A 13,511-nucleotide genomic window follows, 5' to 3' on the forward strand; every position below is an offset into this window, starting at 1 on the left:
CCACGGTGATTGAGGACTCGTCCCAGTTCAGTTTAGGTGGGGAATAACGTATGCGTCTTAGTTTATGCCAACTTCTCATAACAGTCAATAGCCAGCTTCCCCACTCCAGCGATACACGATAGTGACGAGACTCAGATGACGCAAGCTGCTTTTCGTTAAGAACTTATGAAATGCAGCTGCTTTTGAAAAAACGATCAAATGTCTGTTTTTCTCAGCGGACACCTCAGGGGGGACCAACGCGCTGTGCTCTATCATTTAGGCAAATCATCCCATAGAACGGTGGCGAAAGCCTTTTGATATGTCAATTGTTTGATGTATCGATGCCCCTATTCCTGGCTCACCGTTCCTAACCGTGATAAACTCGCTAGAGGGCCGTTTGTGACAATTGACTGTACGCATTTTCGGATTATGACGAAAGAATTGATGATGACGATTAGACGTGCAGTAACGATTGCGTGCAAAGGGGCGTTGGTTGCCGTTTGCCTATTCGGGACCACGATGGCGGACGAGGCGCCTCTGGAGACCACTGACGAACCGAACGACCCGTTTAAGACACCGGCCCCAACCGCCGCTCCCACACCGTCGGCGAAATTGTCCCGTTACGCAAAACGGATCATCGACAAATACGACACCAACGGCGACGGCATGCTACAGCCAGCCGAATGGAAAATGATGGCGGGTAAGCCTGAGAGTATTGATGCTGATCAAGACGGGGTGATTACGGCCAACGAGTATGCCGCACACGTAGCCGCCTACGGTCATTTCCGCCGCATGCTTTTGCTCTCCCCCAACGCTTCTGAAAACCGTGCCGTCGGAGGCACGACAGGAGACGCCTATGAAGAGCAGCCCCTTCAAGACGACCGGGAATCGTTGCGACGGAGCAAGAAGTTCTACGTGCCCAGTTCGCGTCTGCCGAAGGGGCTTTCGCAGGAGTTTTTCAACCGCGACCGTGACGGCGACGGACAATTAACGCAGTCCGAATTCTCTCCGAAGCTGACAGCGGCGGATGCGGAGCGATTCAAAAAACTGGACGCGAATTTGGATGGGGTCATCACAGCACGCGAGTATGCACGCGGCCCGAAAAGCACCCCGTCCCCGTCCGACAATAACCCCGCTGCACCAGGACAGCAGCCGTAATCGTTGCCGGCCGTTTTGCCTCTGCACTGCAACCTGTCGGTTTGGGAATTTCGATCCGTGTTTTTTCTGTGTTCAATCTGTGGCTAAACAATAGAGCCACAATGTGTTGCGACTCTGCAGCGATTGCGTGCCTAGCGACCTCGTCTTCTTCGTCGTGAACGCGATCGACTACCTTCGCCGGTGAGCATATCCAGCGAATTCTCTAAGCTGCGGATGTTGAGGCTTTTAAGTTTGATGACTTTTAACCGCCGGGTGGAGTCGTCATTGGCCGCCGTGTCCATTTGCTGCACGAGTTCTTTGATTTCCTCGAACAATGACGTCGGAGCCATCACCACCAGCGAGTTGGTCCGTTCGTCGACTTCGACAGTGAGCAACGGGGCATTACTAGCCGCGTTGACGCGTTGAATTGCCACAGCGACATCTTGCGACACACCGGCCGGCACCGGGATGGGCGGTGCGCCGCCACCGTTTTTTAATGCCGATTGATAGATGGAACGGATCACATCTTCGATCCGCGAAGCTTCGGTGTTTTTCACCAGAATCAAGCGGGGACGATTGGCGGAGAGCATTTCTGGACTGTCTTCAGCATCGAGCACCTGGAGCAGCTCTTCGATGGTATCCCGGTCATGACGGTTGCCGTGCACGATAATCGCATTCAGACGTTGGTCCGGAACGATGGTCACGTTGCTGCTGAACCGTGAACGCGATGAACCGCCCCGTCTGCCCCCGGTTTCGAAAAACTGTTGCAGTGTGGTGGCGGTCTGCACGGCGCTGGTGTATCGCAGGGAGAACACGACAAAGTTGTTGCCGCGTCCCCCGGTCCGTTTCGGCGACATCGCTCGTAACAGGGCTTCGAATTGGTCCAAGGCTTCTGGATCGTCCGAGGCAATCGTAATCCGGCCATCGCCCGGAGCGACAATCACCGGTAACACTGCAGGGTCTTCATCGGACTCAGCTTCAGGTTTGGTTGTCGATTTTTGCGGCGTTGCGGATTCCGCAGTCTGCTGTCGTAGCATCGGTCGTTTATTGTTTACGGTCGGCTTGGCGGATTTGTTCTGTGCAGGCCGTTGTGCAGGGACCTCTTCCGCAGGGACTGCAAATTGGGCCCCGTTTTTCTTGGCAGGTTTTGGCTTGGCCCCGCCGTTGCGCAATGATTTTGGCGATGAACGTCGCAAGCTGGGCATGACGGCCGACGGGGTGACGACGCGGATGCTATTTTTGCGCAATTGCGGCCAAACCCGTTCGATTTCCCGAATCGCGGCGGCGGTGTCGCCCTGGAACGGAATCACGCGCATCCGCCCTCCTTTGCCGCTTTCGGCTTGGACCGCCAAACCGGTTTCTCCCATTTTGGATAACAACTCGCGAATCTCGGCCTGTTGCTCTTTTTTGGCGCGGACAAAAAGTTGCTGGGTGGCATTGTCCGAATCGACGACCGGGGCGTTGGGGTCGTCAAAATCGAAGCCGCCGAATAAGCGATCGATCGACAACTCCGCTGTGAACGGTTCAATCACATCGAGTTGATACACTTCCAGCACCCGCTCGTCGGTATCCATTTGTTCGAGTGTTTGTTGAATCATCTTATGTTGTTCGGGACGGGCGATGGCAGCAATCTGCCGCCCGCGGCGATCCAACGACAATTTGATTTTGGGGATCTGCTGGCTAAAGGCGTTTTCCAGGATTTCCATCGCTGTACGGGAATCGACATTTTCCAAACGATACAGTTGTAGCGTCGCCAACGGATCGGCCGAGGCGGCTCTTTCGACTTCTTGAACCATATCGGCGATTCGTTGTTGTGTTTTCTCGGGAGCCAATGCCAGGATGCTGTTGTTTTCCCTGTCATAGGAAACATCGACGTCTCGATCACGGCGAAACAGCGTTCGCAACGTGGTCTGCAAACTGCGTCCGTCGGCGGCGTTGAGCGGATAGACCTTCAGTCCCGGAACGCCTAGGGCGGCTCCGTCTCCGTCCATGGCGTCGACGGTGGCTTTGATTTTTGCATGGTCCGCTTCCGAAGCGCTAACGACAAGACTGTTGTTCTCGGTGTCGACAGCGGCGTCGGCATTCGGTGCCAGTGACCTGAGCACACGCAGCGCGGCTTGGGCATCGGCATTTTCAAAACGGTAGACTTTGGGAACCATCGGCACGCTCTGTTTCTCAGCGTTTTCGATAAATTCTTTAATCTTCGCTTGTTCCGCCGCCGGTGCGACGGCCACGACCGTACCATTTTGTCTGTCGAAAGTGACCTGTACATCGGGACGCAAGCGGTACATCAATTGAATCGCCTGTGCCAAGGTGTTGACTTGTGCGTTTTGCACAGCGTAGGACTGCAGTTGCTGACCGGAGCCCTCTGCGTCCTCGCGGTCCATTTCCTGAATCGTGGCGGCAATTTTTTCATGGTCCCCCTCGGTGGCTGTGACCACCAAACTATGGCTACCTTGATCGACCGCCATTTGCGCCTTGGGAGTTAACACACGGAGAACCGACAATGCAGTGTTGGGATCTGCGATACTAAAACGATACACCTGCGCTCGCCGCGATTGCCCCCCCTTTTCGACCTCTTCGATAAAGTGTTGAATCTTCTCGTGCTGTTCGGGACGGGCAAAAGCCAGGATCGTGTCGTTCAGAGAATCGAGTGACAGACGAATATCGGGTTGCAGGGCGAAATTCGTTTGCAGCATGTTGAGGAGATTGTTCGGCTCGGCCGCTTTGACCGGATACGAACGCAATACGGAGCCTCTTCCACCGGCCGGTTCCTCTTCCATTTTGGCAATCGTCGATTTGATCAACGCATGTTCTTCGGGTGTACCTGTCACCACGAGACTGCGACTCGCGTTGTCGACCGCCATTTGGACTTTGGGAATCAACGTCCGCAAAATGCCGCTGGCAGCGGTCGGATCGGCGGAGCGGAACCGGTAGACCTCAGCCGTACGCACTTTGCCTTTGTCATCGACTTCGGCGATAAAGGCGGCAATTTTTTTATGCTGTGCTTCGGTCGCCAATGCGACGATGGTTTCGTTCTTGTAATCCGCCGACAACCGAATATCCGGCTGCAAGGCAAAGTTGGTCTGCAGCATATTGAGCAGGTTGCCAGGTTCCGCCGACTTGATCGTATAGGCCTTCAACACCGCGCCGTTTTCGTCATTTCCATCGGCGTCTATCTTGGCGATCGTTTCTGCGATGGCTGCGTGATCCGCTTCGATGGCATTGATGACGATGCTGCGATTGCGGTTGTCGACTGTCATTTGAGCGCGGGGAGCGACCATGCGTAGAATCGCGATGGCGGCATTCGGGTCAGCTGTGCGAAAACGATAGACCTCTGAGGTGGCCCCTTCGATATCTTTTTCGATGTCGGCAATCACTTCTTCAATTTTTTTCTGCTGCGCCGCATCGGCAAAGGCAATGATCGCACCGTTACGCGAATCATAAGACAAGCGGACCTCGGGGTGGCTGGCCAGCAGTTGTCCCACGACGCCGAAGGTTGTGCCTGGGTCGGCTTTTTTGACCTGGTGAGACTTGAGAAACGCCGCATTTTCGGCATCAGGCTCGACATCGAACTTGGCGATGGCCTCTTTCATTTTTTGATGATCGGCCGCGGTCGCCACGATCACCAAGCTCCGTTGCGGGTTATCAACAGTGATCGACGCCCGCGGTACGAGTGTCCGTAAAAAGGCCGCGACCACATTCGGGTCGGCTGTGTGCAGACGATACATCTCCGGCGTGGCAGCGACAAAGTTTTTTTCGACATCGGCAATTGTCTCGGCAATCGTTTTATGCTGATCGGGATGCGCGATGGCAATCACTGCATTATTTCGCCCGTCGTAATAAAGTTGCATGTCGGCCTGCCCGGACATCAGATTGGCGACAATGCCATATACCGTGCCGGCGTCAGAACGCTCTAGCGGATACGACTTTAAGTAGGCCGAGTCTTCGCCCGCGCGTGCGACGTCGATCTTCGCGATTTCCGCTTTGAATTTTTCATGATCTTCTGGCGATGCGGTAATCACCAACGACCGGTCGCGGACGTTGGGGACCATCGGCGATGAAGGTGAAATCGGCCTTACGATCGCCATCAAAATGTTGGGATCCACGTGCTTCAATTGATAGACGTGTGCCGTTGGTTTACCCATCTTGGGTAGTTTTTCCTTGGCCTCTTCGATGGTCGATTTGAGTTCTTCCAGATGCTTCGGTTTGGCGCGAACGATCAACCGTTGGCCGTCATTGGAGGTGATGAACTGTGTTTCGCTGCGGAGGACTGGATTGATGAGCTGGATGATCGCGGCTGAATCGGTGCCTTGCAGTTCGAAGACCGCCAATTCGCGGGCATCGTTGCTATCCGCGTCTTTTTCAATCTGCTTGATGATTTCAGCAACCTCGGTGTGCTCTTCCGGCTTGGCCCAGACGACGACACGCGGCGGATTGCCGCCAATCATGACCCGCGCCTGTGGAACGGCCATTCGCAGCACTTGTCGCGCTGAAGTCGCAATGGCAGACTCGACAGGATAGATGACCATCTTGCCGCCGTTTCGCTGTTTCATATTGGCCGCAATTTCATCCATTGCCGATTGGATTTCCTGATGCCGGTCAGGTGTTGTCCAAACCAGAATGGAGTTCGAAGCGGAGTCGTCATCGATTCGGGCATCGGGGAACAGTTGCCGCAGCCCGCGCATGAGATTTGCCGAATCACTTTCGCCGGCTGGATAGACAACCAGTTTCGGCTTGCGTTTCGGATCCAGCCCCGCCAAAACTTGCTTCAAAATCGCGTCGACCTTTTGGTGGTCGGCTTTACGGCCCCAGGCGATGATCGCTTTGGAGGTCGTGTCGTTGGTGAAAGTGACATCCGGCAGTTGTTGCTGCAACAAATTGATCACCGCGGCGGCATCGGAATCGGGGACCGGATAGACTTTGTAGGATTCCTGGACGTCCGCAGCGGCGCCGGAGTCGATTTTGTCGACCACATCCTGAATTTTTTCGTGCTCACTTGGGGGAGCCCAGATGAGCAATTTTTTGGTCTTCGCATCCAACACAATTTTGATGTTGGGAAAGATGCTTTGCATCACGGTCAGCGTGTTGGGCGCATCCGCGTTTTTGATCTGATAGGGCACCAGCACAAATTTGTCACCCGCGGGGGTCTCCCGTCGCAGCTTGGAGATGATGTCGGCCAGCTTCTCGTGCTGGCTTTTCTTGGCCCACACCGCCAATTCACCCGGTTCAGCATCGGTGATGATCCGCATGCCGGGCATTTCGCTTTGCACCGTATCCAAAATCGATTGAAAACGAGTCCGCTGTGCGGCGGTCACCGGATAGATTTCTAACGAGAACTTTTCTGCAGGGGCAGCGGAGTCGATGACACGTTTGACAGATTCGTTGATCACATCGTGATCGGCGGCCGTGGCGACGACCATCAACCGTTTGCCTTCGAGGTCATACGAGACTTGCGATTGCGGCGCCAGTTGCTGCAAGACCGCCAACAGGCTGGCGGGTGGGGCTTGTTCGAGCGGAATAAACCGCAGCGTGCGTTCATTGGGGCCGGGCGTTTCGGGTTGAAGTTGTTCCAACGTCGCGCGGATGCCTTGTTGGTCTTCGGGGATGGCCACGGCAATCAGGCTCCGCGTTTGCGGGTCAACCGTCAGACGCGCCGCCGGGAAAAGTCCCTGCAACAATGTCTGCGTCGCAGAGGGATCGGCTTTGGTGAGTCGATAGACTTCGATTTGCGGCGACATTTCCGCCGTGCCGCCACCGACCTTGGTTAAGGCCGATTTCAACATCTGATGTTCTTTGGGAGTCCCCCAGGCGATCAGCCGTGTGGTCTTGGGGTCCACCGATAACCGCATGGCCGGCAACAGTGTCTGCAATGTGGGCATGAGACTTGTCGCGTCCGCGCCTTGGATGGCGTATGCCTCAAAGCGGGGTTGATCGGCTTCGGGAACTTCGGCGAGGACCTTATCCAACGTGGCTTTGAGGTCGGCGTGCCGCTGGGGTCCCGCCCAGACAAGCAGGCGATTTCCTTCGGCATCGGGGATAACACGCAGTTCCGGGTACAGGGTCTGCAGGACGCTTGTGGTCTGCGGTTGTTGAGCGGCCTTGACTGGATAGCTGGTCAGCGTGAACTTTTCTTCATCCGGCACATCCCGCTTTAATTTCTCTAGGATTGTCCGGAGCGCCTCGTGTTCTTTGGATTTCGCCCACACGGCCAGTTCCCCCGGCTCGGCATCGGTGATAATCCGAATCCCCGGCAGGTCGCCGGTTATTGTTCCAACGACTGCATCAAATCGTTTGCGCTGGGCGGGCGTGACGGGATAAATCTCCAAACGCGGTTTTTCACCCTCGATGGGCATGGGGAACTTTTTGATCGTATCGGCAATCAAGGCGTGATCAGCCGGGATGGCGGTGACAATCAGTTTCTTTCCGTCAGCACGTATTTTTGCATTGGGAACCAACGCTTGCAGAACTTCCATCAAGCCGGTCGGAATGTTCACCTTGAAGGGATAGAACTGCAATTCCGGGGTATTAGCCCCCGGCTGCGTCGGTTGCAGTTGGTCCAACATCGCTTTCACAACCCGTTGGTCGTCCGGCACAGCGACGACGATCAAATTTCGAGATTGCGGGTCATACGAAATCCGGGCGTTGGGAACCAGAGTGGATAACAACGTCTGCGTCGATGTGGGATCCGCTTTTAATAATAGATAAGTCGCTAGCTGCGTTGTCTTGCCATTCGGCCCGTCTCCTCCCAGTTGGTCGAGAGACGACTTGATTTTGGCTTGTTCCTCGGGGGTTCCCCAAGCAATCAGGCGATTGTCTACCGGATCAATCCGCATTTGCATTTCCGGTAAGACTAGCTTCAGCGATTCCAACAACTGCGTGTGGTCGCCCCGGGTAAGGGAATAGACTTCCAAACGGGGCATCGATTCGGGCGGATTGTCGGTCTGTATTTTGTCCAACAGCGCTTTGACTGCCGTTTGCTGTGTAGGCGTGGCGAAAACGTTGATCTGACCAGCTTTGGCATCGGCAACGACTTTGATCCCAGTGATCAACTGATTGATCAGTTCCACAGCTGCACCGGCATCAGCGGATTTCGTGGCGTAGGTTCTCAGTTCCGGTTTTTCAGGGGGCGCGGGTTTGGGGGCTTTTTTGGGAGGCGCCGGTTCGGGAATGGAACCGATGACTGCGCCGATCGCCCGCATGTTGCCTGCGGTGGCTGTGACCAGGATTTGCTGCGTCTTGGGCAGCGGCACGCTTTTGCCTTGGTTTCCCAACAGCGGTGTAATTTCCGCGTTGACTTCCTCCGCATTCTTTTTACCCAACGGAAACATCACGCTGACGAATTCATGTTTGCCGCGATCTTCCAAGTCTTTTAAGTCGATCCGCGGAATGAGGTCTTGCGGAATACCTTCTTTCATATCGATCACGATCAGCATGCGACCGCGCCGAATCAGCGTGAAGTCCTTGGTTAGCAAGACGCCGTTGAGTAGATCGATCGCTTCGGTCGGGGTGTATTCCTTGGTATCGGTGTAATTAAACGTCGCGGGCGGCGGGGCATCCATCACCAGCGATAGGTCCGCTTCGTTCGCAAACCACTGCAAAACCTCGGCCCAACGTTGAAATCGAAAATTGAAGCGGAGCTTGGGAACCGGGCGAATTTGGGCCAATTTCGCCCGTTGTTCCTCCGTAAGCAGGGCCGCAATGGTTCCATCTTGCTCGGCGGCAATCTTGGCCTTGTCGGCGGCTTCGGCTTGGGAGAGCGCGTCGCTGCGTTTTTTGAGCAGTTCTTGGAGTTTCGTTTGCTGTTCAACTGTCAGATTTAACTGAGCAGCAACCTCAGGATCAGCCAGTTGAGCATAATCCAGCTTCGCCGCGGCCGGTTTTGCGGCAGCGGGGGGAGTCTTGGCAGCTGGAGTCTCGCTAGCAGGCGGCGCATCTTGAGCGATCGCAAGCGACGGGCAAATTCCGCAGAGTGCCGCAAGCAGCGACGCGCGGAACAGATGTCGACGACAAGGCGAGAAGTTTTGATGTAACGTCACGGTCTTCACTCCAGTGCGATTCGATTGCGCAAACGGCGAACAGGGCCGATATTGCTGCTCGGAATGGATTCTCGGTGTGAGTTTCGGCGCGATTGCGCGGACGCAAGTTGAGTCCGGCCATCGGGATCGATTGATTGTCATCCTCTAAATTTCAAAATCGTCCTGAGGGACGACTCAGAAGTAGCGAGCAGTTGTGGCAAAACCAAAATGATCGCGACGTTCAGGATGCGGATTAGGTGGGCTAGGTAGGTGGGTTTTCTTTGGAGTTGTTTTCAAAACTCGGTCGCGCTGATTCCGGAAACATGCCTATCAAAGTGAACAAGACGCGTCAGCGGGCTTTGAAACCTCTCGTAATACAGTACACGCCTCGGAACTGTGGGTAAAGCGCGGATTCCAGGAAATCGGCGCAGAATCCCCGGCCTGTCCTCAGTCAACATTCGAGGGGTTGGCTTCAGGCGAGCTATCTGGTTGGACCCGCATGAGGTCGTTTGGCGGGGGTTTTGGCAATTCGTTGATATTCCTGGTTGACCGATGGTTTGCCGCATCCGCCTTTGAAGTTGATCGGCTTCGCAGCGGAATGACAAGAATCTTTGGAGTGTGGTTTTTTGAAATCATTCCGTAACTCACGTTGTCGTCGAGCCTTGAGATGATTGTGGTGATGTGGTCCGGCAACATGAATAGACTTTGCCGATTTCGTGGAATTGTTTGCTTGACTCAACCTTTCCGTGACCTAGGTTTTTGTTGTGCCGGTAACAACGCAGGCGGAAATCAGGAGTGGCTGCAAAGCTGCTCACCACCTGTGTTGAACCAAAAGGCCGTCATTTATTTTGGGTGTAACCTCGCTGTGAGGTTTTAATTTGGGTGGCGGACTTTGAGAGGCGTTTGCAACCGATGCGTCGGTTGCCGGGTTTTGCGCAAGCATCCACCCACCGGGCCAATCAGAGTTCGTAAGCTTGCGCCCCAGTTGTTCGCCAGAACGGCTGTGGCAAACCTGTAATGGGAGAATCCTATGAAGACACTGGCTAAGAGCGTTAAGAAGTTTCTGGTTTCCGAAGATGGCCCGACAGCTGTTGAATACGCCGTGATGTTGGCGTTGATCATCATCGTCTGTCTGACCGCGATTACGTCGGTCGGTACCACAGCCAACACGACCTTCGAAGGCGTCGCCACAGCGATGTAAGGTTGTCATTTCAGGTGGCGCGACTGGAGAGGCGAACGCATCCGCGGCTTAATTGCCTAGGTATTGCGAACGCCTCTCCGTCACGCCGCTTGAGGCTTGCGCAATGCTGTTCGGGAAGCGTTGCCGCATTGGCTGGGCCCGAAATGAACAGGGAGAAGAAAATGCAGATGCTTAAGAGCGTCAAGAAGTTTTTGGTTTCGGAAGATGGCCCGACGGCTGTCGAATACGCGGTCATGTTGGCGTTGATCATCGTGGTTTGCCTCACAGCGATCACATCTGTTGGTACGACGACCAATACGACCTTCGAAGGTGTTGCCACGGCTTTGTAATCGGGGCACGTTTTCGAACGAGATTGACAACCGTCCAGTTTCACATGCGTTGTGAAACTGGGCGGCTTCTTGAGTCTCAGAGGCATTGCAACTGATTCGTTACGGCATCCATCGTGATATGCCGTACAAGTAACCACTTAAGAATACATAATCGAGGGCGGCTAAAATGGTACCGTTCTGGATCGAAGCTTCGCTCGAATCGCTTCCACAAACAATCGTGCTCGTCATGGGCGCCTTGGTGGCGTTGTTTACATTGTTCACCGTCGGCCGTCCCGGTGTTTGATTCCGTCCGTTCAGCTCCTAGAACCCGTTTTCAATACCTGGTCTCGCCTGTTTCGTAAACTTGCATTGCAGTATCAACGGAACGCATCCCAGGGTTTTTGAAACGACTCGTAAGAAAAAACTTGCCACAAACATTCCCTCCGACTAATCCCCTGCCCTCCCCGGCCTGCGATGAATTTTTGTCGTGAATACAGCGTCCGAGGCGGAGTCGTAACAGAAGGACAGATGCAGTCATGGATCTACACGAGATTTTTATTCACAACTGGCCCGTCAAATTGGTCTCGGTCATTTTGATCGTGGCGGCTTACATCGACGGCAAGGAACTACGGGTTCCCAACTGGATTACGTTTCCCATGGTCCTTTCGGGACTAGCGGCCAACACCTGGATGCATGGTTGGGCAGGCTTGAGCAGTGCACTGATCGGCATGTGCGTTGGGCTGTTGACCCTATTGCCACTGTATAGTGTGGGCGGAATGGGGGCAGGCGATGTCAAGCTGATGGCCGGCATCGGGGCGTGGCTGGGCGGATGGGTGACTGTGTACGCGTTCGTCGTCTCAGCGGTGATCGGCGGATTGATGGCAATCGTCATGGCGGTCTCTAGCGGTAAGCTGAGAAAACACTACGAGAATTTCTTCATGATCATGTTTGAATTCAAGCAGGTGAAAAATCCGCGCGAACTTTCGGTAATCGCCGCGGAGCGTAAATCCAGCATGTTACTCCTACCCTACGGGATTCCGATCTGCATCGGTTCAATTGGGTACTTTTTCTATGCTGGCATGATTTAATCGGGCGATATTTTGAGATGACGGTGTACCCCGTTTCCAGCTGTTTTGGTTGGCGACGGGGTATATCCGCACAACCGTTGTGATCATTCCAAGCGTTAAAACCGGTATAGATTGAAGCTTTTGACTCATCGTTGCCGATGAACCAATCGATAAGATCCTTCTAGTCGAAAAACCGGGGTTGATGTCGGGAATGCGAGATACGTTGCGAAGCCGGAATTGTGGGCCCATCGGCCGGCGGCTGCGTGACCAACTGCTAACCTCCCAAATCAAGCAGGTGGATCGATGAAAGGTAAATCAATCGTAATGTTGGCCGTCGCACTCGGGTGCGGCTTAGTCGCCATGATTGGCGTCCAACAAGTTCTCTCCGGAGACAAAAAAGAAGAAGCCAAAAAAACCATGCCGGTGTTGGTTGCCCTAGAGGAAATCAGCCCCGGAATTGAGATTGAAGATTCGATGGTGACGTTCAAAGAAATGCCAATGGACATGATGCCGACTGATGCAGTGACATCGGCGGATCAATATGTCAACCGGGGCTTGCGGTCACGCGCATTTCCCGGCACCCCAATCGTGCAAGCCATGCTTGGTGAGGAAGGTGTTTTTAGTGCATCGAATGAGATCCCCATAGGAATGCGAGTGGCGGCAATCAGTGTGACTGCCAAAACTGCAGTTGCTGGATTCGTAAATCCCCACGACCGGGTCGACATTCAAGTGACCTATAAGCGGCGAATCGACGGAAAGACGTTGGAACGAACCAAAACGGTACTGGAATACATTGAAGTGTTTGCTGTCGACAAACAAAGGGACATGGTCGACAACGAATCCGAGTCGATTTACAAAAACATTTCTGTCTTGGTGACACCTGAGCAAGTCAACTTGTTGCGTCTGGCTGAGAAGAAAGGCGACTTAAACTTTTCACTACGGCACAAGGACGACGACACGCAAGAACAAGTTGCGGACATCGATGATGAAGACTTCGATGCCAAGATGCGTGCATTGTTCGGTGAAGATGACATCGCCCCGGAAAATGCGGATTACGTCAATCCAGAGTTGTCCAGCGAAGAGCAGGACATTCGGAATAGTATCAACGAGGAAATCGTCGAGGAGCCGGTGACTGAACCGATTCCGACCTGGACAATTGTAATTTATCACGATGGCGAAAAGACGGTCGAGGACGTCCCTCTATCCGATCCCAATGCCATCGATAACATCGATGTGGAACCCACGCAACCACAAGGTATTGAACCAGAACCGTCCGCCACGTAGTCCTGAATGCTAGGGACCGCAACGGCGAACTACCGGAGAGTAAGGCAGTCGTTTTCAACGATTTTAATCAAGACGGTTGCCGGGACATATGTCAAAGCAACACCGCACTGAGCGGTTTGATGAGACATTGAAAACGACAAGAGTTTGCAGTTAAGTGGTGGGGCGCGCAAGCGTCCCCACCAGTATTTTCTTGTTTTTGCGGGCCAATTGAAATCGCCCGAGTTGTGGTCTTCGACAAGCCTATTCTTGGCAAGTCGGCCGCGGCCGAGCGAACACGAGTTGATTTCCCGCTCGTAATTTCCAAAAGTCAGGATAACGTTCGCACGTTTATGGAAGAGGCCATCGCTTCTGCCAGGGACACTGTCGAATAGGATCACGCCCGAGGGACTCTGGACGGGATCACTCAAACGAGGGAGAGTGCAAGGATGCATATGCCAATTCGGTTTCGATCACGAGGTCTTATCTGTACCTCATTATTCGCTTTGTTGTTAGCTGCATCGGCGCCTATCACCGCCGA

Annotated in this window: 6 protein-coding genes; 5 read left to right on the forward strand and 1 reads right to left on the reverse strand. The window is 54.1% G+C overall.

All coding sequences use genetic code 11. The features are described 5' to 3' along the window. Positions 1-423: 423 nt before the first annotated feature. A complete protein-coding gene (locus Mal52_RS12360) occupies positions 424-1,137 on the forward strand; it encodes an EF-hand domain-containing protein (RefSeq protein WP_197534857.1) in 714 nt (237 codons plus the stop codon). A gap of 131 nt (positions 1,138-1,268) precedes the next feature. Here Mal52_RS12360 and Mal52_RS12365 read toward each other — a convergent pair whose 3' ends face one another. Then, a complete protein-coding gene (locus tag Mal52_RS12365) occupies positions 1,269-9,155 on the reverse strand; it encodes a secretin N-terminal domain-containing protein (protein ID WP_197534858.1) in 7,887 nt (2,628 codons plus the stop codon). Between the two features lie 1,009 nt (positions 9,156-10,164). On the opposite strand from Mal52_RS12365, the gene Mal52_RS12370 reads away from it, so the two are divergent. From Mal52_RS12370 to cpaB, 4 genes are all read left to right on the forward strand, one after another. After that, positions 10,165-10,335, forward strand: coding sequence for a Flp family type IVb pilin (locus Mal52_RS12370; RefSeq protein ID WP_145376477.1), 171 nt, complete (start codon positions 10,165-10,167; stop codon positions 10,333-10,335). Positions 10,336-10,496: 161 nt separating this feature from the next. Further along, complete coding sequence (locus tag Mal52_RS12375) at positions 10,497-10,664, forward strand: Flp family type IVb pilin (RefSeq protein WP_145376478.1); 168 nt, start codon at positions 10,497-10,499, stop codon at positions 10,662-10,664. Positions 10,665-11,179: 515 nt separating this feature from the next. Further along, positions 11,180-11,731, forward strand: a complete 552-nt coding sequence (locus Mal52_RS12380) for an A24 family peptidase (protein WP_145376480.1) — start codon at positions 11,180-11,182, stop codon at positions 11,729-11,731. Positions 11,732-12,013: 282 nt separating this feature from the next. Continuing rightward, positions 12,014-12,994 (forward strand): Flp pilus assembly protein CpaB, encoded by a 981-nt coding sequence (gene cpaB / locus Mal52_RS12385; RefSeq protein ID WP_145376482.1) that lies wholly within the window; start codon positions 12,014-12,016, stop codon positions 12,992-12,994. Positions 12,995-13,511: the final 517 nt, after the last annotated feature.

It is taken from the genome of Symmachiella dynata (assembly GCF_007747995.1).
In the GTDB taxonomy this organism is placed as follows: Bacteria; Planctomycetota; Planctomycetia; order Planctomycetales; family Planctomycetaceae; genus Symmachiella; species Symmachiella dynata.